The sequence below is a fragment of the Streptomyces sp. NRRL B-3229 genome (assembly GCF_000719505.1).
Lineage (GTDB): Bacteria > Actinomycetota > Actinomycetes > Streptomycetales > Streptomycetaceae > Streptomyces > Streptomyces griseorubiginosus.
Genome location: NZ_JOGP01000005.1, coordinates 318,149 through 339,478, shown reverse-complemented (window position 1 = coordinate 339,478; position 21,330 = coordinate 318,149). Strand labels below are relative to the sequence as shown.

Annotated in this window: 20 protein-coding genes; 10 read left to right on the top strand and 10 right to left on the bottom strand. The window is 72.1% G+C overall.

Annotated elements, in window-relative coordinates:
* The first annotated feature begins 194 nt into the window (after positions 1–194).
* Both IF54_RS0110110 and IF54_RS0110105 read left to right on the top strand, forming a co-directional pair.
* Positions 195–587: a hypothetical protein gene (locus IF54_RS0110110; RefSeq protein WP_030316746.1), complete on the top strand. Its 393-nt coding sequence runs from the start codon at positions 195–197 to the stop codon at positions 585–587.
* Positions 563–1,798 (top strand): DUF418 domain-containing protein, encoded by a 1,236-nt coding sequence (locus IF54_RS0110105; RefSeq protein ID WP_030316744.1) that lies wholly within the window; start codon positions 563–565, stop codon positions 1,796–1,798. The genes IF54_RS0110110 and IF54_RS0110105 overlap by 25 nt, the downstream gene beginning before the upstream one ends.
* Here the strand turns inward: IF54_RS0110105 and IF54_RS0110100 are convergent.
* The 8 genes from IF54_RS0110100 to IF54_RS0110065 all read right to left on the bottom strand — a co-directional run bounded on the left by IF54_RS0110100 (position 1,719) and on the right by IF54_RS0110065 (position 10,265).
* Positions 1,719–3,518 (bottom strand): type IV secretory system conjugative DNA transfer family protein, encoded by a 1,800-nt coding sequence (locus IF54_RS0110100; protein WP_030316742.1) that lies wholly within the window; start codon positions 3,516–3,518, stop codon positions 1,719–1,721. The genes IF54_RS0110105 and IF54_RS0110100 overlap by 80 nt on opposite strands.
* Positions 3,506–5,308: an ATP/GTP-binding protein gene (locus IF54_RS0110095; protein ID WP_030316740.1), complete on the bottom strand. Its 1,803-nt coding sequence runs from the start codon at positions 5,306–5,308 to the stop codon at positions 3,506–3,508. The genes IF54_RS0110100 and IF54_RS0110095 overlap by 13 nt, the downstream gene beginning before the upstream one ends.
* Positions 5,305–6,798, bottom strand: a complete 1,494-nt coding sequence (locus IF54_RS0110090; RefSeq protein ID WP_030316737.1) for an SCO6880 family protein — start codon at positions 6,796–6,798, stop codon at positions 5,305–5,307. Before IF54_RS0110090 ends, IF54_RS0110095 begins: the two co-directional genes overlap by 4 nt.
* Positions 6,799–6,965: 167 nt before the next feature.
* Complete coding sequence (locus tag IF54_RS0110085; RefSeq protein WP_030316735.1) at positions 6,966–8,201, bottom strand: hypothetical protein; 1,236 nt, start codon at positions 8,199–8,201, stop codon at positions 6,966–6,968.
* Position 8,202: 1 nt separating this feature from the next.
* Positions 8,203–8,958, bottom strand: coding sequence for a hypothetical protein (locus tag IF54_RS0110080; RefSeq protein WP_030316733.1), 756 nt, complete (start codon positions 8,956–8,958; stop codon positions 8,203–8,205).
* Positions 8,959–8,971: 13 nt separating this feature from the next.
* Positions 8,972–9,286: a hypothetical protein gene (locus IF54_RS0110075; RefSeq protein WP_030316731.1), complete on the bottom strand. Its 315-nt coding sequence runs from the start codon at positions 9,284–9,286 to the stop codon at positions 8,972–8,974.
* An 80-nt stretch (positions 9,287–9,366) separates the two neighbouring features.
* The gene (locus tag IF54_RS0110070) at positions 9,367–9,651 is read right to left on the bottom strand and encodes a hypothetical protein (protein WP_030316729.1); all 285 of its coding nucleotides are present in this window, start codon (positions 9,649–9,651) and stop codon (positions 9,367–9,369) included.
* Positions 9,648–10,265: a hypothetical protein gene (locus tag IF54_RS0110065; protein ID WP_107047814.1), complete on the bottom strand. Its 618-nt coding sequence runs from the start codon at positions 10,263–10,265 to the stop codon at positions 9,648–9,650. The genes IF54_RS0110070 and IF54_RS0110065 overlap by 4 nt, the downstream gene beginning before the upstream one ends.
* A gap of 453 nt (positions 10,266–10,718) precedes the next feature.
* Between IF54_RS0110065 and IF54_RS0110060 the strand changes: the two genes are divergently transcribed.
* The 3 genes from IF54_RS0110060 (at position 10,719) to IF54_RS0110050 (ending at position 13,323) form a co-directional block, all read left to right on the top strand.
* Positions 10,719–11,549, top strand: coding sequence for a lytic transglycosylase domain-containing protein (locus IF54_RS0110060; RefSeq protein ID WP_030316725.1), 831 nt, complete (start codon positions 10,719–10,721; stop codon positions 11,547–11,549).
* A 28-nt stretch (positions 11,550–11,577) separates the two neighbouring features.
* A complete protein-coding gene (locus IF54_RS40460; RefSeq protein WP_159002106.1) occupies positions 11,578–12,555 on the top strand; it encodes a hypothetical protein in 978 nt (325 codons plus the stop codon).
* Between the two features lie 177 nt (positions 12,556–12,732).
* Complete coding sequence (locus tag IF54_RS0110050; RefSeq protein ID WP_030316806.1) at positions 12,733–13,323, top strand: sigma-70 family RNA polymerase sigma factor; 591 nt, start codon at positions 12,733–12,735, stop codon at positions 13,321–13,323.
* A 26-nt stretch (positions 13,324–13,349) separates the two neighbouring features.
* Here IF54_RS0110050 and IF54_RS0110045 read toward each other — a convergent pair whose 3' ends face one another.
* Both IF54_RS0110045 and IF54_RS0110040 read right to left on the bottom strand, forming a co-directional pair.
* Entirely contained in the window at positions 13,350–16,283 is a 2,934-nt protein-coding gene (locus tag IF54_RS0110045) for an AfsR/SARP family transcriptional regulator (protein ID WP_030316716.1), read from the bottom strand.
* Between the two features lie 138 nt (positions 16,284–16,421).
* A complete protein-coding gene (locus IF54_RS0110040) occupies positions 16,422–16,844 on the bottom strand; it encodes a secondary thiamine-phosphate synthase enzyme YjbQ (RefSeq protein WP_030316714.1) in 423 nt (140 codons plus the stop codon).
* Between the two features lie 122 nt (positions 16,845–16,966).
* On the opposite strand from IF54_RS0110040, the gene IF54_RS44160 reads away from it, so the two are divergent.
* From IF54_RS44160 to IF54_RS0110020, 5 genes are all read left to right on the top strand, one after another.
* A complete protein-coding gene (locus IF54_RS44160; protein ID WP_313884353.1) occupies positions 16,967–17,050 on the top strand; it encodes a putative leader peptide in 84 nt (27 codons plus the stop codon).
* 168 nt (positions 17,051–17,218) lie between these two features.
* Positions 17,219–18,127, top strand: a complete 909-nt coding sequence (locus IF54_RS0110035) for an ABC transporter permease (RefSeq protein WP_030316711.1) — start codon at positions 17,219–17,221, stop codon at positions 18,125–18,127.
* Between the two features lie 248 nt (positions 18,128–18,375).
* A complete protein-coding gene (locus IF54_RS0110030) occupies positions 18,376–19,059 on the top strand; it encodes an ABC transporter ATP-binding protein (RefSeq protein WP_078851925.1) in 684 nt (227 codons plus the stop codon).
* Between the two features lie 42 nt (positions 19,060–19,101).
* The gene (locus tag IF54_RS0110025) at positions 19,102–20,127 is read left to right on the top strand and encodes an ABC transporter substrate-binding protein (RefSeq protein ID WP_030316707.1); all 1,026 of its coding nucleotides are present in this window, start codon (positions 19,102–19,104) and stop codon (positions 20,125–20,127) included.
* A gap of 1 nt (position 20,128) precedes the next feature.
* Positions 20,129–21,271: an LLM class flavin-dependent oxidoreductase gene (locus tag IF54_RS0110020; RefSeq protein WP_030316705.1), complete on the top strand. Its 1,143-nt coding sequence runs from the start codon at positions 20,129–20,131 to the stop codon at positions 21,269–21,271.
* Positions 21,272–21,330 lie beyond the last annotated feature (59 nt).

Sequence of the window (21,330 nt, the reverse complement as noted above, 5' to 3'; positions counted from 1 at the left end):
GATGCGTACGCACAACGGGCGCCACCTGTAAGGCGGTTCAGCGACGAGGTCCCGGCGTGTACCGGTGGCCAGGTGCTCAATGCGAACCCGTGGCGGGGTGCCGGTGCGAACCCGTGGCGGGGTGCCGGTGTGAACCCGTGACGCGCGGCAGACGTTGTGCGCGAAGACGTAGGACGGCCGGTGAAGGGGACCGTATGGACGCCAAGTTGCTGCTGCTCACCCTGTGCACGGGGGTGGGTCTCGGGTTTCTCCTTCTCGCCGTACGGCAGTTGCTGACCGTGGCGCGGTTGTGGGTGCGGGGCGTGCTGGTGACGGGCACCGTGATCCCGCGTGTCGTGGGCGACTCGCGGCGGAGCGGGCTCGTGCTGTTCACCGACCACCTGGGGCGGCCCGTCGTCCTCGACGCGGGCGCGTACGGCCCGCTGCGCGGACTGCCCGAGGTCGGCGGGACGGTGCCCGTCTGCTACCCGCGCAACCGGCCCACGGCGGCCCGGCTCTGGACCCCCCGGTATCTGCTGTCGCCGGCGCTGGGGTGGTTCCTGACGTCGACCGTGGTGTTCGCGTGCGGAACCCGGCTGACCCGGTGAACGGGCCCGACACGGTCGGTCCCGGGCGGGTCCAGGACGTCGATGTGCTGCGCGGATTCGCCCTGTTCGGCATCCTGCTCGTCAACGCCCAGCTGATGGCGAGTCCTTACACCGCGTTCGGCGGTGGTCCCGGTGCCTCCGGCCTCGACCGGGGCGCCGCCTGGGCGGTGACCGCGACCACCACCCTCTATCAGCTGTTCTCGTTCCTCTTCGGCTACAGCTTCGTCCTCCAGGAACGCTCCGCGGAGCAGCCGGGCGGCGGGTCCGCAGGACGCCATCTCCGTCGTACGGCAGGGCTGTTCGGCCTTGGGCTCGTGCACGCGGTGCTGCTCTACAGCGGCGACATCCTGATGACGTACGCCGCCCTGGGGCTGGTCCTGTACGGGCTGCGCGGGCTGAGTCCCCGGGCCGCGCTGCGGGTCGCGGTCTGCCTGGTGGTGGGCCTGGCCCTGCTGCTGCTCGGGTACGGGATGCTGACCGTCGCCTTCACCCGACCGGTCACCCCGGCTCAGTACGCTCCCGAGGTCGCACACAGTGTGGCCGCGTATCGCGGCGGCTTCCTGTCGGTGGTCGGGGCACGTCTTCATGAGCTGCCGGTGGCCGTCGGCGCGAACGTGCTGTACGGCCCCGACATCCTGGCCGCGTTCCTGGCCGGCCTCGCGGCGGCCAGGACGGGCCTGGTGGAGCGGCGCGGCCGGGACCGGAAGTGGCTCAGGGCTGTCGTCGTCAGATGGCTGCCGGTCGGCCTGGCCGGCGGTGTGGTGACCGCTTGCTGTGCGAACGGGCCGCTGGACAGCCGCTGGTTCCTGTTCGGACACGCGGTGTCGCTGCTGACCGCGCCCGCGCTCACGGCGTCGTACGCCTGCGGCCTGCTCCTGCTGCTGACCGCCGTGCGCCCGGCGGCGGCGCGGGTGCTGGCCGCCTCCGGGCGCATGGCCCTCACGCAGTACCTCACCCAGTCACTGGTCCTCGCGCTGGTCTTCACCGGTTACGGCCTCGGTCTCTACGACCGGGTCGGCACCGCCGTCGTCCTCGCCTGGTGTCCGGTGTTGTACGGCGTCCAACTCGCCCTGGGCGTCTGGCTCATGGGGCGGGTGCGGTACGCGCCGGCCGAGCTGGTGCTGCGGACCGTCACGCTCGGGCGGCGTCCCGGTCGCTCTCCTTCCCCAGGCTCAGGCCCGGCAGCAGACGAGCCGCTGCGCGTTCCGTGATGGCCGCCGTCTCCGCCTTCGCGGCGGCCGAGATCTCTGCGGCACCGGGCTCCTTGTACCAGGGGCGCAGCCGGATGAGGGCCGGCTTGACGCCGGTGGCGAGGAGCAGGGCGGTGCCCTTGGGCAGGGCGCGGATCCGGTCGGGCGGCAGGACTGACTCCTGGCGGTAGGAGTAGGAGCGGGACGTGCCGTCCTTGCTGCGGGAGACGCTCGGGGTCTTCACGTCGTGCTGGCCGACCAGGGTGGAGATCTTCTGCACGAAGTCGGCGTCGTCCAGTCCGGCGCCGAGGAGTTTGACGGTCGCCGCGCTCCACAGCGCGTCCATGCCGACGTCGCCCCACACGCGGGCGCCCTGGCGGTAACTCTGGAGCAGGGTAACGACGTTGATGCCGCGCGAGCCGAAGTGGGAGTACAGGTCGGGGAGATCGGAGATGCGGCACACGTTGGCCGCCTCGTCCAGGACCGCGGTCAGCGGCGGGTCGAGCCGGCCGCCCATCCGCTCGGCGGCCACGACTCCCGCCCGCATCGTCGCGTCGGCGAGACCCGCGATGACACCTGCCGCGGACCCGCCGCCGTCCTTGGAGAGCAGGTAGAGGGTGTCGGTGCTCAGAACATGCTCGTTCGGGCGGAACTCCGGGAGTTCGGGATCGGGGGTGACCCAGGCGAGGATCTCGGGGTCGAGGAGGCAGGACGCGGTCTGGCGGGCCGTCTCGTAGATGCCGTCCCGGGTCTCCACCGCGCCACGCACCGTGCCCTGCAACTGCTCGGCCATCGCGACCAGTCCGACCTCGCGGAGCAGGTCGACCGGGGTGCGGTCGGCGGGGTCGGCGAGCCAGGCCAGCAGCTCGGTCAGCGGCGCCCGGCCGCGGGCGGCGGCCAGGAAGAGCGCGGTCAGGGTGTTCTGGGCGGCCGAGATCCAGAAGTCCTTCTTGGCGGTGTCGTCGTTGACGGATGCCACGAAGTGACCGGCCATCCGGCGGGCGCCCTCGATGGTGTGGCACTCGCCGAGGATGTTCCACCACATGGCGCGCGGGGCGTGGGCGATGCCCTGCGGGTCGAACGTCCATACCGTGCCCGCCTTTTCGCGCTGGGCGCGGGTGACGGCGTACACGTCGGACTTGTTGGAGGTCAGCAGGACCGCGCCCTGGGCGCGTAGCACCCGGGGCACGGCGATGCCGGTGGACTTGCCGGCACGGGGCGCCATCAGGTCGAGTTCCACGTCCTCGTAACTGCTGCGCAGTTCCGGGCCCTTGGGGTCGAGGTCGCCGAGGAGGTTGCCGGTCTCGTCGGGGTGGAGCTCCTCGCGGCCCTTGAGGGTGGGGCGCAGTTCGCGGGCGCGGGCCTCGATGCCCTCCGGGCACATGGCGGCGAGCTCGCGCTTCCCGGCGAGGCCCTTGGGTGCCTTGCCGCGGTCCAGGAAGAAGTTGACGGCGAGGGCGGCGGGCACGGCGATGAGCGCCAGCATGCCGAACATGCCCGCGTAGAGCACGGCGGCCGGGGCGCCCGGCCACAGGGCGGTCGGTCCGTGGGTGGTCAGGGTGGAGACGGTGGACAGGGCGAACGGCGGGGCGTCCCAGCCGTAGCCGGAGAGGCCTGCGCCGAAGGTGCCCCCGGCCCAGACGATGGTGAACGCGAGGATGCCGAAGGCGGCCAGCGCGGCGACGGCCCACTGCGTCTGGTCGGCGATGTCGGTGCTGCGAGGTCCGCTCACGCCGTCCACCCCCTGACCGACGCGTCTCCGGCGGGGAGTTCGAGGGGGGCCGGGTCGCCCGGGAAGGCCAGGGGCAGCGGCCCGTCCTGGGAGAGTCGTGCGACCTCCCGGGCGGCGCGGGCGGCGGCCTGCTCGATGGCCGCCTCGTTGGTCGTCCAGCGGGTGTTGGTGTTGTGCAGCTCGCGTTCGGCGTCGGTGATGGCGACCTTGATCGGGATGCCGGGGCGGCCACCGACCTTGATGAGGAAGCGGCCACGGCCCGGGGGTTCCTCGTCCTCGCCCCGCACACCCCAGCCGGGCGGCGAGGACCAGGACGAGACGAGTTCGATCTCGCGGCGGGAGAGTCCGACGACCTTGCCGAGGTCCTCCATCTCGGTCTTCGGCAGTCCGGCGCAGACGACCATGCCGGCGCGTTCGACGAAGCCGCGCGCCTTGGCGCGGTCGGCGTCGGTGCCGAGGGCCTCGGCGTCCTTCAGGGTGTGGGTGATCTTGGCGTCGCCGAGGCCGAGCGAGCGGTTGAGGCGGGTGAGTGCGTCGATGCGGTCGACGATGCCGGTGGCGGCGCGCAGTGGACGCCACAGTTCGTCGAGGACGGTGAAGAACCAGCGCCGGGGCGCCAGTCCGGCGTCCGCGAGGGCGTGCGAGGCGGCGACCGTGCCGAGGCCGTCGGACCAGGCGGCGAGCATCGCGGCGGCGGTCAGCTGGGTGTCGGCCTCGCCGATGCCGGAGATGTCGATGCACACGGCGGGTGCGTTCGCGTCGATCCGGGTGGACGTCTCGGAGGCGAAGGTGTCGCCGAGCGGGCCGTCGAGGATGCCGAGCAGGGAGCGGTGCAGCGGGTCCACGGCATCCCGGTAGCGGGCGTCGTCGCCGCGGTCGAGGGTGACCGCGCGGACCCGGTCGGGGCCCTCGGTGAGGACCCGCAGCACGTCGGGCAGCAGCACCGTGCGGCCGGCCGGGGTGCGTTCGCGCAGGTGGTGCAGGACGGCGGAGAGCACGGACTGCTCGTGGTCGTCCATGGGCCGGCCGCGCACGATGGTGATGAGGGCGGCGACCATGTTCAGCACCCGGCCGTGGGCCTCCGCCTTCAGCACCTCGCCGGCCTCGCCGCCGATCTTCGCGGCGGCCTCACCCATGGCGCCCGGGTCCAGGACGTTGATGCCGCCCCGGCCGCGCCCGATGGAGATGACCTGGCCGCCGAGCGCGCGGACGGTGTCGGCGTAGTCGGGTTTGAGGTCGCCGAGGACCAGCGGGACGACACCGGTCGCGGCGAGTCCGATCAGCATCCGGTTGATGAGGGTCGACTTGCCCAGGCCCGGCATGCCGAGCATGAACAGGGAGGGGTTGGAGATGTAGCGGGCCCGGGTGAACCAGTTCAGCGGGTCGCCGCAGACCGTGGCGCCGGTGGACAGATGCTGTCCGAGCGGCACTCCGGTCATGGGAGAGCCAGAGCCGGCGGCGAACGGCCACATGCCGCAGGCCTGCACCGTGGTGGCGCGCCACATGGTGGGCGGATCCATGTAACCGACGCGGCCACCACCGGCCCCCTGCCAGCCGCGGGCAGGTACATAGAGCTCGCGGGGCTTGGCGGGGGCTTTTTGCTTGCCGCCGCGCTTGGCGTCGGACCTGGCGGTCTGCGCCTTCGCGGACTTCTTCGCGGGTTTCCGCCCGGCGGACTGGCCGCCGAAACCGTCCAGGCCGACCAGCCCCGACCCGCCCGCGGCCAGGTCCCGGAGCGCCTCCTCCTCGGCCAGCCGGTCCGCGCGCTCGGCCAGCTTCTCTTCGCTTCGGCGGCTCACAGCGCCTCCTGGAGTTCGTGCGGGACGAGGGTCTGTTCCCACGGGAGGATTCCGGCGGGCAGGGTGCAGCTGAACGCGGCGGCCTGCATCCGGTCGGCGGGGCGCATCAGCACCCGGGAGGCCGCGGTCAGGTTGCGCACGGTGACACTGGCGTCGGCGAGTTCCTCCATGGTGTCGACGGTGACCGTCAGCATCAGGGAGAACTCCACGAGTCCGGCGCCGGACGCCTCCTCGGCGGCGGTCTGTTCGGCCGCCCGCACCTCGGAGGCCGCGCGCGCCTGGACCATGCCCTTGCCGGACGTGGCCATGAACTGGGCGCTGCGCCGGTCGGCCTCGACGATTCGGGCCGAGGTGGCCGGGTCGATGGCCCGGTAGACCAGGGCGACCCGCTTGCGCCGGGTGCCGGGGGCGGCCTCCAGCATGCCGCGCAGCACCGAGGAGCGGACGGTGCCGCGGGGTGCCAGGGTCAGCATCCAGGTACGGGAGACACCCGAGTCGTGCTGGTAGGCGTTCACCGTCTCCACGGCGGCGGCGGGACCGGCGTCGTCCCACTCCAGGCCCGTTCCGCCGTCCATGGCACGGGCGTTGAGGACGTCGGCGGCGACGGCGGGGTCGTAGGCGACCCGGACGACCTCGGCGATCCGCTCGGCCGACAGCGGGTAGGCGGCGCCGCCGCCGGCCGCGACGAGTCCGCTGAGCAGGCCGGGGATGCGGATGGCCAGTTCGGTCATCACGTCCTCCTTCCTGCGTTTCTGGCCCGCCGGGTTGCCGTAGGTGAGGGTGACGTAGGTGTGCATCTCGGAGGAGGCGCTCGGGTAGCGGTCGACGACCTCCTCCATCACGGCGCGGGCCGCGGCAGGGGCGTCGGGGTGGATGCGGGGCAGCACCTCGTGGGCGAGCCGGGTGCCGGGGTCGGGGGCGGTCTCCACGATCACGGTGGCGCCCTTCAGCCCGGGTTCGTGGGAGAGCCGGGCCAGCCACTCGCCCCACAGCGCGACCCAGACATCGACCTGGTCGGGATCGATCAGCGAACCGCCGTCGGGGTCGCAGCCCAGGACGATCGTGTACAGGTCGCGCTGCGGGTGGTGCAGGATCCCGAAGGGGCGGTCGTAGGCGTCACGGCCCTCGCTCGCGGTGACCTTGTTGAGCAGTCCCGGCGGACGGAACCGGCCGCCGGGCCGCGCGGACAGCGGGCCGGAGACGTAGAGGTGCGCGCCCGCGGCCTTGCGGCGCCACCAGCCGACGCGCAGGGCGAAGAGCTGGTAGACGTTGCGGCCGTCCTGGGTGCGGATGGCGAGCGGGATGAGGAACAGCACGACCGGGACGAACACGATGATCGCCGCGTACAGCGAGATCAGGGACGCCAGCAGGGTGGCGACGAGGCCGCCGAAGATCACGAAGGTGCCGACGAGTCCGAGCGGACCGAGCCCCGCCCGCCTCGGCCTGCGCCAGTTCCCGTAGGTCGGATGGGAGACGGCTTCCGTGGACATGTGACCGGTTTCCTTTCGTGAAGTGATGGGGGTACGGCGTGAGTCGAGGGCCGATGGGAGACCGCCGGGCGCCCTGGGGGGAGGGCGTCCGGCGGCCGCTCGTCAGGGGAGGCGACGCCGCGACGAGGTAGGGGCGTACCGCCCGCGTGTCGTGAACTCCCCCTGAACTACTTGTTGTTGCCGAGGTCCCCGTCGCCGCCCTCGACGGCACCGGAGACGGTCGCACCCGCGGTCTGGGCCGCGGCCACGGCCGCGAGGACCGCGATACCGGCGGGACCGCCCAGCGCCGCGCCGGCCTCCTTGCCCGCACCGCCGGCGGCCTTGCCCGCACCGCCACCGCCCTTGCTCGCCCCGCTCGGACCGCCCGGGCCGGACGCGCCGCCCGCACCGCTGCCCCCGGACGCCCCGTCCGCACCGGAGCCACCGGCCGACCCACCGGTGCCGCTCGCTCCGCTCGGGCCCTTCTGGCCGCTCTCTCCGCCGGCCCCGCCGGACCCGCCGCTCATGGCGCCCACCTGCACGGCACCGGTCGCCAGCTGGTTGCCCGCCTGGCCCATGGCGGCCATCGGGTCGCCGGTGCCCATGGCGGCGGTGGCGGGTACGACGAGCTTCAGCAGCGCGGGAAGCGCGATGGCGGAGAGCAGCATCACGCCGATGCCTGCGATACGGGTGTTGACGTTGGGGTTCGAACCGGCCTTGCCCTGGCTGATCATCGTCATGCCGGCGTTCAGCACGAGCGCGACCGCGGGCTTGTAGAGCAGCCAGGAGATCATCCAGCCGATGTGCTTGCGCCACCAGCCCGCGCCCCAGTCCGTCATCGAGGCCGCGGCGGCGATCGGAAGGGTACCGAGCATGATCATCATGACGCCGAGCCTGATGTACATCAGGATCGTGTGCAGGATGCCCGCGAGCAGCAGCAGGAAGGCGAGGATCAGCAGCAGGAAGGACTGGATGTCGCTGTTGTCCCCGCAGGCGCCGATGTTGTCCAGCGCGTTCTGCACGGAGTCGTTGAACAGGTAGGTGGAGTAGCTGTCCGCGATCCTTGCCGCGGCCAGGCAGACGGTGGTGGCCGCCCCCGCGACGAGGACGACGCGCAGGATGCCCTTCAGCGCGGTGACACCGGCAGTGCCCCTGCGCTCGAGCGCCATCTTGCCGGCCGCGAACAGCAGGGAGCCGACGGCCAGATAGACCACGATCCACGACGTCTTGTCGCTGAGGTCGTTCGAGGTGGTCGTGTCGTCCAGGGTCGGGACGCTGTCGGCCAGTCCCGCGAACACCGCGATCGCGGCGGCGAGGATCGACTTCGCGATCAGACCGATGACCGTCCCGACCGGGTCGCCGAGAAAGCTGAAGAACCCGGTGACCGCGTCCGCGAGCGGATTCCCGTTGCTGCACGCCGCCACGTCAGGCCCCCCAGAGTGTGTAGCCGACGGCGCTCTGCTCGGTGGCCAACTGCGAGTACAGGCCTCCGCTTCCGTCGGGCTGGATCTTCCAGTCGCCGCCGCTCCAGCGCACGGAGACACTGGTCGCGGCATAGCCCTGCGCGTTCCTGATCAGCAGCCTGACGGTCGCCGCCTCCCTGGTGTACGAGGTCACCTTGAACCCGGCGTAGGACGAGGTGGCCGGTGCGCTGTTCGAGGCGTCCGTGTCGGGCACCGCGGTGCGCTGGAACACGAACAGTTCGCGTCCCTGCCCGGCGACCACCTGCTGGTCGGTGACGGTGCGCCACTGCGTTCCGCTCATCTGGGTGGGGATGCCGGTGGCGGCCAGCGCGGCGCCCATGGGGGTGTGCGCGAAGCACCACCACACGGCGCCCTCGATCCTGGTCGGCCCCGCCGAGGCCGAGACCGGCACCCGCCCGATGCTGACCGGGTGCCAGCTGATGTCCTTCGGCACGGCCGTGGGAATCGCGTCGCCCGCGCTGTCGTCGGTACGGCAGCCCCCGGGGCGGCCGTCCTTCGTGGTGGCGGTGCCGGACAGCGGGCCTTTGGACACCGGAGCCTGTGCGTGGCCGCCGGAGCCCGAGCCCGAGGTCAGCGTGGTGATCACACCCAGGACGACGACCAGCGCGAGGAACCCCGCCGATGCCTGCCAACTGCGCTGCTTCCAGTACGGCCCGGACTCCTCGGGCCGCTGTCCTTGGCGCTTGAAGATGCCCACTGTCCCGCGCCCTCTAGTTGAAGACGAACTGGACGAGCGGGCCGGCCGTGGCCACCAGGACACAGCCGCCGAGCACCATGCCGAGGCGGCTCATGTGCTCCGAGCTCTCACCCCGCTTGACGGAGATGGCCATCATCGCGCCGGTGACCAGCACGCCGCAGACACCGGCCGCGGTGCCGGCCCAGGCCAGGATGCCGAGGACGACATTGACTTTTTTGGTCAGTGCGTCGGGGGCGCCGCTGGTCGGCTGCGGGACGTTGGCGCCGCCCGACGGTGCGGGGACGACGGCGGCGAGGTAGTGGGAGGCTTCTTGGAGCATTGCGGACATGAGGATTCTCCGAGGAGTCGGCGCCCGGCCCGAGTGGGGGGCGGGGCGGTGAACTGGCAGTGCTGGAAGGCTTGTCGGGCTCAGGGGCCCTGAAGGGTCAGGTCGCCGAGGAACGTGACGAGCGGACCGGCCGTGGTGGCGATGACGCAGCCCAGGACGACGAAGAAGACACCCCGGAAGTGCTCACCGCCCTCGCCCGGGTCGCCCCGGCGCAGCTGGAGCGACATCTGCATACCGACGATGATCAGTCCGGCGACACCGCAGGCCGAGGCGCACCAGGCGAGGGTGTTGAGGATCAGGTGACCGTCGTCGCCCGGGTCGTACCCGTCGGCCAAGTACTGGGCGGCGGAGGGCAGTTGGATCACGAGCCGGCTCCCTCGCCGTAGACGTCGCTGCCCACCAGCCGGGAGAGCGTGACGAGTTGCCTCGGGACGTACTTCATCGGGCTGTCCGTACGCCACGCCGGGATCCACGGCACACGGTGCACGTGGGCGACGGAGCGCAGGACCCGGATGCGGCGCAGCAGACCGATCGGCAGCCGCCCGGGGGCGTCGGCGACGAGCACCACGGCCAGCAGTTCGAGCCCCTGCGGGGCGTTGCCTTCCTTGAGCGCGCCGAGTGCCCGGGACACGGACCGCAGTCCGCTCGCGCTGGTCCGGCCGACCAGGACGATCCGGTACGGCTCGCCCCGCGCGGGCTCGGGCCAGCGGTCGCCCACGTCCACGCCGCCGAGGGCCTCGACCAGCGAGGTCGCGCCGGAGCCGCCATGGGCCTTCACCCACCCGACCTCCTCGCGCGACCGGCCGCCCGCCGCCCTCCCGGCTCGTTTCGACCGGCCCCGGCCCTGCTCCGCCGGACGGCCCGAAGAGGCCTTGCGCACCGAGGAGTTGAACGGGGATGCGGCCTGCTGCGCGGCGGGCGCCCCGGGGGCGGTGGTCTGGCGCACGGCGGGCGCCCCGGGGGCAGTGGTCTGCCGCACGGCGGGTGCTCCGGTGGTGGTGGGCTGCCGGGCGGCGGGGGGCCCGGTGGCGGAGCTCTGCCCTGCGGCCGGCGCCGGGGGCCGGGAGACGGCCGGGGCGAGCCGGCGCGGGGCGGGCGGTACGGCGCTCCGCGTCCGCGGTGCCGGTGCTTCCTGCCGCACGGGGGCGGCCGTGCCGCCGTCCGTCTCCGGGTGTGCCGGCGGCGTGGACTGTGTCGGCTTTGGGCCCCGTACCCATGACTGCGGGATCGGTTGTGGTGCCGAAGGAGTGCCCACGATGTTCTTCCCGCCCCCCTCCTGGCTCGTGCTTCCGCTGCTCTGACTCATCCGGTTTCCGCTGTTCTGAACCTTTTTGCCACGGGCCCCGTTTCGGTCTGGCGGGTCCGTCGGACAGCACAACGGGCCATGTGGCCACAGCGGTTCAAGACGAGTCGAAGAAGGCGGAGGACGCGGATGGGTGCCGGAGAGAGCGAGAACGGCGCAGGGTCGAGCGCCGTCGTGTACGGCGTGGCCAGTGCCGGCGTGGGCGGCTGTGTGATGATCCCGCTCGCCGTGGCGGGCGCCGTTCCCCTGATCATCATCTTCGGCGGGCTCGGGGTCCTGCTCGCCCCGCTCATCGCGCTGATCCTGCTCTTCGGAGGAGGCGGCGGCAGCGCCGACGACTACAGCAGCGACAACGACACCGCCAACCAGATGGTGGCCGTCCTCCGGGGCGACGGGAAGGGCGAGCTGGACACCGCCACCGTCCCCTCGGACCTCGTGGACCCCATCAAGAAGGCCGGCGAGGAGTGCGACGCGATCGGCCCGATCGTCATCGCCTCCCAGCTGGAGAAGGCGTCCGGCTTCAACTCGACCCTGGTCGGCCCGCACGGCGAGACGGGCATCGCACAGCTGACGCCGGACACCTTCAGCAAGTACGGCAAGGACGACGACGACAACGGCAAGACGCAGGCGACGGACAACAAGGATTCGATCATGGCCCTGGGCCGCTACATGTGCGATCTGGCGAGCCAGGGACAGACGTTGCTCGACAACGGCACGGTCGTGAAGACCACCGACAAGGACGGCAACACCACCAACAGCGTCCTGGACCTCGCCCTGGCCGGCCACGCCGTCGGAATGGACGCCGTGAAGGCGGCCAAGGGCGTCCCGCAGTCGAACGACGCCCTGAGCTACGTCCTCGCCATCCGCGCCCAGTTCGCCAAGTACCAGGGCATCGCCGCCCCGCCCTCGGGCGCCACCCCCGGGGTCACCCCGACCTCGACGCCGACCGGCACGAACTGACACTCCCCCACCTGACCGGACCCACCGCATGAGGAAGACAGCCATGGACCTGGACCACTTCAAGGTGTACGTCACCGACGAAGGCCTCGCCGAGATCAACGGCGACCCGCTCGTCCCCGCCCCCGGTCAGTCCGTGCACGAGGCCGTGCTCGACGCGTTGCACCGGTACGCCGAGGAGTCCGGCGCGGCCGTGGACGCCACGGTCGGTGACGGCCCCGGTACGGCCCACTTCGTCCTCCGGGTGCTGCCGGACGGCTCCAGCCATGTCCTCGCGTCCGGATCGGGGGAAGCACCGGAAACCGAACCGCGGGAGGCCGCCGAGCCGGAACCCGGACCGGCCTCCGAGCCGTCCGCCGACGCCGCCGCCTCGCCCTCCGTCACCGCGGCGCCCGTCACCCTCGACTCCGGCTCCACCTCCGGCTCCGCCTCCACCTCCACCTCCGCCTCCACGTCGGCCATCGCCGGCGCGATCGCCCGCGCCCGCGCCACCGCCGTGACCGGTACGACCGTGCGGGCACCCGCCCCCGCCTCGCCCCTGCCGGAACCCGGCATCGACGTGCCCCCCGCCGCGCTGTCCGAACAGGTCGGCCGCATCAACGAGTTGGGGGTCGCCGGCCGGCTGGACGAGGCGTTCGTCAGGGCGACCGCGTTGCGCGAGCGCCTGACCGGTTCGGTGGGCGCCGAGCATCCGCACGCGCTGGAGGCGCGCGCCCTGGAGGCATACCTCGCCCACCTGCGCGGCGACCACCGCGAGGCCGTCGTCCTGGCACTGGCCGTGGCCCGGATCCGGTGCCGGGACCGCGACGAGCGGGCCCCGATGGACGTGGCGCGGGCGGCGGCGGCCTGGCAGCAGCTCGACGACTCCCGGGCCGCCGTCACCCATGGACGCGAACTGCTGCACATGTGGGACATGTTGAGCCGTCAGGGCGCGCTGCCGCCCGGCCACACCGAGATCGCCGACATGGTCCGCGGACACGTGGAGACGCTGGAGGGGGCGTACGTCTGACCCCTCGTACGCGACCACGCGCACTCCGGCGCACTCCCTCTGACCGGCTCGTCAATCGACCCGTACACCAGGCGTCAAACAGACGTGGACCGCCCCTCGGAACACTCCGTTCCCCAAGAGCACCGCCCTGGCCCGCAGTCGGCCGGGGCGGTCGACCCGAGGAACAGGAGCACTTCCATGAACGTGACGGCCATCGGTTCGGCCAGCGCCGTCTCGCCCGAGGAACGGGCACTGCGCGACCTCTATCTGGAACACGGTCCGGCCCTGTACTCGTACGTGCTGCGCATGCTGGACTGGGACACCCACCGTGCGGAGGACATCCTCCAGGAGACGCTGCTGCGCTGCTGGAGCAACGGGAACCTGGCGGACGCCGAGGGCATGGCCGTCCGCCCCTGGATGTTCCGGGTCGCCCGCAACCTCGTCATCGACGCGCACCGGACCCGGATGGCCCGCCCGTTGGAGATCAGCGGCACCACCTGGCTGGGCGACATGCACGCCGAGGTGGACGACATAGAACGGATGCTGTCGTCGATAGTGCTGCACAAGGCCCTGGAGACGCTCACGCCCGCGCACCGTGAGGTGCTCCGGGCGACGTTCTTCGCGGACCGCACCACCCAGCAGGCCGCGGAGGACCTGGGGATTCCGCGCGGCACCGTGAAGTCCCGCGTGTACTACGCGCTGCGCAGCCTGCGTCTCGCCCTGCGGGAGCTCGGAGTCGTGGTGGAGGAGGCATGGCAGGAGAAGGCGGAGACGGACGTGGCCTGCTGAGCCGGCGGCCGAAGCCCATGAGGGCGTCAGCGGCCCCTCGGTGCCGCCGGCCCGTCGGTGTCCAGTTCACGCAGGGCCGAGCTCACCTCCTCGGCCTCCGGATGACCCACCTCCTCCAGCAGCGCGAGGGCCGACCGCAGCGCCTCGCGGGCCGCGTCACGGTCACCGGTGGCGCTGCGGGCGTCGCTGAGATGACGCAGGACGTCGGCTTCGAGGTAGCGGTCGCCGATCAGGGCGAACAGACTCACCGACCGCTCGAAATGCTCGATGGCGTCCGAGTACCGGCCGAGGTGGTGGTAGGCGTAGCCGAGAGTGTCCTGCGTCGAGGCCGCTCCGTAGGGGTCGTCCATCTCCTCGTGGAGGGCCAGACCCTCCCGGCAGCAGTCGAGGGCCTTCGCATGGTCGCCGATCAGGATGTGGGTCCAGGCGACCTCGTTGAGCACACCGGCCTCGCCGTTGCGGTCGCCCTCGGCCCGCAAGAGCGCGCGGGCCTGTGCGTAGTGGTCGAGGGCGGCCGGGCGCCGGTCCGTCCGGTTGGCCAGGTAGGCGAGGGCACGATGGGCTCGGGCCTGACCGAAGGGGTCGCCCGCGTCACGGAACAGCTCCAGCGCGCGTGCCAGGCACCTCGACGCGGGTTCCGCGTGGTCGAGTTGTGAGTGGGACACGCCCAGTCCGCACAGGGAGTACGCCTGACCGAGGGGATCGCCGAGTTTCCGGGCCGCCTCCAGCGCCACACTGTTGATCTTCAGGAGGTCGTGCCAGAACCCGAGCCGGTTGAAGTAGACGTCCAGGGCCGCCGCGGTGCGCCAGGCGTGTTCGTCGTAACCGTGGGCTTCGGCGTGCTCGACGATCGCGCTCAGGACGTACCGCTCCGTGCGCAGCCAACTGGTCGCCTGCGCCCGGTCGTTGAACCGGAGCGGCTCGCTGCCCGTTGTGCTCGGCGGCAGGGCGATGGGCTCGCGGAACGGACCGAGGACCGAGAAGGCGTTGTGGGCGGTACGCAGGAAGTGGTCGTGCATCCGCAGCAGGGCCGCGCCGCGGGTGCTCTCGCCGTCCTCGGCCTCGGCGAGTTCGGCGGCGTAGGCGCGCAGCAGGTCGTGGAAGACGAAACGGCCCGGAGCGTGTTCGTTGAGCAGGCTCGCCCCGGTGAGTTCGGTCAGCAGGGCGCGGACTTCACGCAGGGGTGCTCCGGTCAGTGCGCCGGCCGCCGCGGTGGTGATGTCGGGGCCCGGATGCAGGGCGAGACGGCGGAAGAGTCCGGCCGCCCCGGGCGACAGGGCGTGGTACGACCAGGAGAACACGGCCCGGGCGTCGGTGCCGGGGTCGTCGCCGACGAACGCGTCGAGGCTGCCGTGGTGGTCCCGGAGTTCCTGGACGACGTCGGCGAGCCGGAAGCCGGGGCGGTGGGCCGTGCGGGCCGCCACGATGGCCAGGGCGAGCGGCAGCCGGGCGCACAGCTCGGCGATCGCGGCGACGGCCTCCGGTTCGGCGTCGACGCGGGCGCGGCCCAGCCGCCGGCACAGCAACTCGTGGGATTCCTCGGGGCTCAGCAGACCTGTCGTGAGCGGATGGGCACCGTGCCCGGCCACGAGACCGCCGAGCCGCCTGCGACTGGTGACGATGACGAGGCTGCCGGGTGTGCCGGGCAGCAGGGGCCGTACCTGCTCGGCGTCACGGGCGTTGTCCAGCAGGATCAGGAAGCGCCGGTCGGCGAGGATGCTGCGGTAGAGGGCGGACTGTGCGTCGAGTTCCTCCGGGACGGCCTGGGGGGCCATGCCGAGCGCCACGAGGAACATCTCGATCGCGGAGCCGGGAAGCATCCGGGAGGCCTGCGGGTCGTAGCCGCGAAGGTTGACGTAGAGGCTGCCGTCGGGGAAGCGGTGGGCGACCCGGTGGGCCCAATGCACGGCCAGGGTGGTCTTGCCGGTCCCCGCCATCCCGTCGATGACGCCGATGACCGCGGTGCCGGGCGGGCCGTCCCCCTCGGGCAGCAGGGCGGCAAGGGAGTCGAGTTCGGCGCGGCGGCCGGTGAACAAGGGCAGATCGGCGGGGAGTTGGGCGGGGCTCACGGCTCCGGCCCGGCGGCCGGGTAAGGAGTCTTGCGGCCCCGGAGGTGGCGCGGCACCGGGGCTGTCCGGGGTGTGGGTCTCGGCGGCCGGTCCGATGAGGGTCGGCCGGGCGAGCGCGGGGTCTCCGGCGAGAAGCCGTGCGTGGACGGCACGCAAGGACGGCCCGGGCTCGATGCCCAGCTCCTCGACCAGCAGGCGGCGCGTGCTCGCGTAGGCCTCCAGTGCCTCGGCCTGCCGACCGCACCGGTACAGGGCGGTCAGCAGCAGCTCGACCACCGACTCTCGCAGCGGATGCGCAGTGCGCAGCGCCAGCAGTTCCGGCACCGCCGCCTCGTGGCGGCCCAGCTCCAGCTCCATGGACAGCCGCAGCTCCAGGGCGCCCAGACGGCGTTCGGCCAGTTCGGTCCGCGCGGACTCGGCGTACGGACCGGGCACGCCGGCCAGCGGCGCACCGCCCCCGGCGGTCTGCACGGCACGCAGCAACCGCACCGCGCCGGTCGTGTCACCGACGCCCCGGCAGCGCTCGGCCTGCGTCAACGCCTCCTCGAACTCGGCCAGATCACTGGAGATCCGGTCGTTGCGCAGGGCGTATCCGTCCCCGACGGAGACCAGCAGTCCGGACGGCCGCCCTGGCCTCCGCTCGGGCTCGAACAGCTTGCGGAGCCGTGAGACGTAGGTACGCACCATCGCGACGGCACCCGGAGACGGCCGCGCTCCCCAGACCCCGTCCACGAGCTCGGTCACCCCGACCGGCCGCCCCCGGCCGAGCAGCAGCGCCGCGAGCACCGCACGCTGCTGAGGGGACCCAAGCGCCAGTTCGACGGGCCCCCGCCAGGCACGCAGCGGGCCGAGCAGGGCGAACCGGAGGCCGGGCGGTGCGCTTTCCTCCACGGTCCAGCACAGTAGCGGCCACGATGCCGAACACGAATACGAATAGTTGTTTCCGGCCACACGTTGGCATGGACGACACCCCCGGCCGGCCGCACTCGATGAAGTCCGGAATACGACTCCACGCACCGGACCTGTGACTCACCCCAGGAAGCTCAGCCGCACCTTGCGCTCGGTGTTGTCGACGTTGGTGTCCACCAGGCACACCGACTGCCACGTCCCCAGCTCCAGGCGCCCGTTGAGGACCGGCAGCGTCGCGTGGGGCGGGACGAGGGCCGGGAGGACGTGGTCGCGGCCGTGGCCGGGGCTGCCGTGGCGGTGCTGCCAGCGGTCGTCGGCGGGGAGCAGGGTGTGGAGGGCGGCGAGGAGGTCGTCGTCGCTGCCGGCGCCCGTCTCGATGACGGCGACACCGGCGGTCGCGTGCGGCACGAAGACGTTGAGGAGGCCGTCACGGCCGGCGGCGGCCTCCCTCAGGAAGGCCTCGCAGTCGCCGGTGAGGTCGACGATCCGCTCCGACGAACCGGAGGAGACGTTCAGGACTCGGGTGGTGAAAGCGTCAGACATGCTCCCATCCTCACCCCTGCGGCCGGATTCACTCGTCATCGACGGCCCATGCTGCGATACGGCGGGTCCACTCCGCGAGACGCCATTGACCGTCCTCGCGCGCACTGACTACTTTCTGCCGCATGTTGCGTTCAGCTCTGCTCACCACGCGCGGTCACATCGACCTGCTGCGGGTGGCCTCCGCCGCGTGTCGCCGCGGCCGCTGACGCCTTTCTCCCGCTGTCCCCGCGCCGGGGCTCCGCCCTGCCGACGCGTCCGGTTCGCGCTGATCTCCGGCTGCTGAACGGCCGTTGACGCGCGGCTGGACTCAGCGCCCGGCCGTCCTTCCCGTGCTGCCCTCCCTCACCGGCCGCTCTCCCCTCCGTGGAGCTCCCATGAGCATCAGCCATGCCCCTCCCGACTCTCAAGAACCCGATATTTACGAAATATCGCACCAGGTAACCAGCCCACGGGACTCCGTCGGCTCGGACGCCATCCCCATGAACCTCGAACCCATCGTCCCCGCCTCCTCCCGCCGCACCCGTGTCCCCCGCTGGCTGCGCCGCACGACCGGCCCCGTGCTGCTGCTGGTCCTGTGGCAGCTCCTGAGCGCGACCGGCGTGCTGACCCCCGACGTGCTCGCCTCCCCCGGCCGGATCACCCAGGTCGCGGGGGATCTGATCGCCGACGGCTCACTGGCCTCCGCGATGACGACCTCGCTCCAGCGGGTCGCCGGCGGGCTGCTGCTCGGCACGATCACCGGCACCGGACTCGCCCTCGTCTCCGGCCTGTTCAGGGTCGGTGAGGACATCGTGGACGCCCCCGTCCAGATGCTGCGGACCGTGCCGTTCGTCGGTCTGATCCCGCTGTTCATCATCTGGTTCGGCATCGGGGAGGCGCCCAAGATCGCCATCATCACGCTGGGCGTGACCTTCCCGCTCTACCTCAACGTCTACGCCGGCATCCGGGGCGTGGACTCCCAGCTGATCGAGGCCGGGGAGTCCCTCGGGCTCTCCCGCTGGGGACTGGTCCGGCATGTCATCCTGCCGGGCGCGCTGCCCGGCGCCATGACGGGTCTGCGCTACTCCCTCGGCATCGCCTGGCTCGCTCTCGTCTTCGCCGAGCAGGTCAACGCGGACTCCGGCATCGGCTTCCTGATGGTGCAGGCACGGGACTTCCTGCGCACCGACGTCATCGTGGTCTGCCTGATCGTCTACGCCTTCCTCGGTCTGCTGGCCGACTTCATCGTCCGCACTCTCGAAAGGCTGCTGCTGCAATGGCGACCCACGTTCACCGGCCGGTGAGCCCCCAGGCGTCCGAGGCGGCGCAGGCATCCTCCGGTTCCACAGGGGCCGCATCCAGTTCCGCAGGGGGCTCCTCCAGTTCCGCAGGGGGCTCCTCCAGTTCCGCAGGGGGCTCCTCCGGTTCCCCAGGGGCCGACGGGGCGACCGAAGTCACCGCGGCCGAAGAAGTCACAGTCACCGGAACCACCGCTGCGTCCGGCGCGGCCACGCCGGCACCCCGCCCCGCGCACGCCGTCCGTGTCGAGGGCCTGACCCGCTCCTTCGACGGCCGCCCGGTCATCGACGACCTCCGACTGGACGTCCGTCCGGGCGAGTTCGTGGCCCTCCTCGGCCGCAGCGGCTGCGGGAAGTCCACCCTGCTGCGCATACTCGCCGGGCTCGACCGGGACATCGAGGGCACCGTCCTGGTCCCGCGCCGCAAGGCGGTGGCCTTCCAGGCGCCCCGCCTCATGCCGTGGAAGAAGGTGTGGCGCAACGTCCTGCTCGGCCTGCCCGGCAAGCCCGCGCGTGCCGTCGCCGACCAGGCCCTGGAGGAGGTCGGACTCGGTCACCGCAGTGACGCCTGGCCCAAGACCCTGTCGGGCGGAGAAGCCCAACGCGCCTCCCTGGCGCGGGCGTTGGTGCGCGAGCCCGATCTCCTGCTGCTGGACGAGCCGTTCGGCGCGCTCGACGCCCTCACCCGCATCAAGGCCCAGCGTCTGGTGGGTGAGTTGTGGCAGCGCCGCGGCTGCGCGGTGCTCCTCGTGACGCACGACGTCGAGGAGGCCGTCCTGCTCGCCGACCGGGTCCTCGTGATGGACGAGGGCGTCATCGCACACGAGCAGGAGATCGACCTCGACCGGCCGCGGGACATCGCCGACCCCCGGTTCGCGGAGATCCGCGGACAGCTCTTGGAGCGCCTCGGCGTCGACACCGCCGCCGAAGCAGCCTGAACTCCCCCGCACACAACCTCGGTTTCACAGAACGGACTCCCCATGCGACGCCGCCTCGCCCCCGCCGCACTGCTCCTGCCCTTCGCCCTCCTGCTCACCGCCTGCGGCGGAAACGCCACCGCCGGAACGGGCTCCGACACCGACGGCAAGGGCTCGCTGACACTCAACGTCGGTGATCAGAAGGGCGGTTCGGCGGCCATCCTGCATGCCGCCGGGGAACTCAAGAACCTCGACTACAAGATCAAGTGGTCGACCTTCACCTCCGGGCCGCCGCTCCTGGAGGCCGTCAACGCCAAGGCCGTCGACATCGGCGGGGTCGGCAACACCCCGCCGGTCTTCGCGGCCGGCGCCGACTCGAAGATCACGGTGGTGGCGGCCTGGCACGGCACCTCCAAGGGCGACGCCCTCCTCGTCCCGAACGGCTCGAAGCTGACCGACCCCGCGCAGCTCAAGGGCAGGTCGGTGGCCGTGGCGCAGGGTTCCTCCGCCCACTACCAGCTGGTCGCCTCGCTGAAGGCGGCCGGGCTCAGCCTGAGCGACGTGAAGGTCAAGTACCTCCAGCCGGCCGACGCGCTGGCCGCGTTCACCTCCGGCAAGGTCGACGCGTGGGCGGTCTGGGACCCGTACACCTCGCAGATCCTTCAGGCCAAGCGGGGGCGGGTACTGACCACGGGTGACGGGATCACCAACGGCCTGACCTTCCAGGTGGCTTCACCGAGCGCGCTGAAGGACCCGAAGAAGGTCGCCGCGATCAAGGACTACCTGGAGCGGCTGCGGCGCGCCTACAAGTGGGTCTACTCCCACGAGTCGGAGTGGGCGAAGGTCTGGGCGAAGGAGACGGGCCTGCCCGAGGACGTGGCGCTCGCCGCGGTGAAGCGGACGTACACCACGCGGGTGGCCGTCGCGGTCGACCAGCAGCTGATCGCCTCGGAGCAGCAGATCGCCGACGCCTTCACCCAGTTGAAGCTCATCCCGCGCAAGGTCGACTTCGGCGACTTCACGGACCCGCGGTTCAACAGCGGCCTCCCGGCCTCCACCACCGCGCCGCGCCCCTCGGAGACGAACTGACATGACGGTACGACTCCACTGGTTCCTGCCCACCGGCGGTGACGGCCGCACCCTCGTGGACCGTCACGCCTACGGTTCGAACCACACCGGGCAGGTGCCGGGGGTCCGCCCGCCGGACCTCGAGTACCTCACCCAGATCGCCAAGGCCGCCGAGCACCTGGGCTTCGAGGCGGTGCTCACCCCGACCGGGACCTGGTGCGAGGACGCCTGGCTCACCACCATGGCCCTCGCCCAGCACACCGAACGGCTGAAGTTCCTGGTGGCGTTCCGGCCGGGGCTGATCACGCCGACGCTCGCCGCGCAGATGGCGTCGACCTACCAACGCCTCACCCGGGGACGGCTGTTGCTGAACGTCGTCACCGGCGGCGACGCGGCGGAGCAGCGGCGTTTCGGGGACCGGCTCGACCACGACCGGCGCTATGCCCGTACGGACGAGTTCCTGTCGGTGGTCAGGGGGGTCTGGCGGGGCCGGCCGTACGACTTCGAAGGCACCCACTACCAGGTCGAGGGCGGACTGACCGCGCTGCCGCCGGACCCGCGGCCGCAGGTGTTCTTCGGCGGGTCCTCCCCGGCGGCCGGGCCGGTCGCGGCGCGGCACGCGGATGTGTATCTGACCTGGGGCGAGCCGCCCGCGCAGGTCAAGGAGAAGATCGACTGGATCCGCTCGCTGGCCGAACGGGAGGGCCGCCAGGTGCGCTTCGGGATCCGGGTGCACACGATCTCGCGGGACTCCTCCGCGGAGGCCTGGGCGACGGCGAACCGGCTGCTGGACGATCTCGACGCCGACACGATCGCGACGGCGCAGAGCGCGCTGGGGCGCAGTGAGTCGGTGGGGCAGCAGCGGATGCTGGCCCTGCACGGCGGCTCCCGGGCCGAGTTGGAGATCCACCCGAACCTATGGGCAGGCGTCGGACTCGTCCGGGGCGGGGCCGGCACGGCGCTCGTCGGCAGTCACGCCGAGGTGGCCGATCTGATCGAGGAGTACCACGCGCTGGGCGTCGAGCACTTCGTGCTCTCCGGATATCCGCATCTGGAGGAGGCGTACTGGTTCGGCGAGGGCGTGATCCCGGAGCTGGCCGCCCGCGGGCTGGTCGAAGGGGGTGCGCGGGCCGGGGCGCCGATCCTGGTGGCGGGCGGACGCTGATCACACCGGCGGTGGCCACCGCGGCAGCACGGGGATGATCCAGGTGGGGAAGATCCAGG

Bases quoted from the DNA above. Each gene is read 5' to 3' on its own strand.
- IF54_RS0110035 (WP_030316711.1), top strand. From the start codon at position 17,219: ATGAGCATCAGCCATGCCCCTCCCGACTCTCAAGAACCCGATATTTAC.
- IF54_RS44160 (WP_313884353.1), top strand. From the start codon at position 16,967: ATGTTGCGTTCAGCTCTGCTCACCACGCGCGGTCACATCGACCTGCTG.
- IF54_RS40460 (WP_159002106.1), top strand. From the start codon at position 11,578: ATGAGGAAGACAGCCATGGACCTGGACCACTTCAAGGTGTACGTCACC.
- IF54_RS0110025 (WP_030316707.1), top strand. From the start codon at position 19,102: ATGCGACGCCGCCTCGCCCCCGCCGCACTGCTCCTGCCCTTCGCCCTC.
- IF54_RS0110020 (WP_030316705.1), top strand. From the start codon at position 20,129: ATGACGGTACGACTCCACTGGTTCCTGCCCACCGGCGGTGACGGCCGC.
- IF54_RS0110090 (WP_030316737.1), bottom strand. From the start codon at position 6,798: ATGTCCACGGAAGCCGTCTCCCATCCGACCTACGGGAACTGGCGCAGG.
- IF54_RS0110110 (WP_030316746.1), top strand. From the start codon at position 195: ATGGACGCCAAGTTGCTGCTGCTCACCCTGTGCACGGGGGTGGGTCTC.
- IF54_RS0110050 (WP_030316806.1), top strand. From the start codon at position 12,733: ATGAACGTGACGGCCATCGGTTCGGCCAGCGCCGTCTCGCCCGAGGAA.
- IF54_RS0110075 (WP_030316731.1), bottom strand. From the start codon at position 9,286: ATGTCCGCAATGCTCCAAGAAGCCTCCCACTACCTCGCCGCCGTCGTC.
- IF54_RS0110040 (WP_030316714.1), bottom strand. From the start codon at position 16,844: ATGTCTGACGCTTTCACCACCCGAGTCCTGAACGTCTCCTCCGGTTCG.
- IF54_RS0110060 (WP_030316725.1), top strand. From the start codon at position 10,719: ATGGGTGCCGGAGAGAGCGAGAACGGCGCAGGGTCGAGCGCCGTCGTG.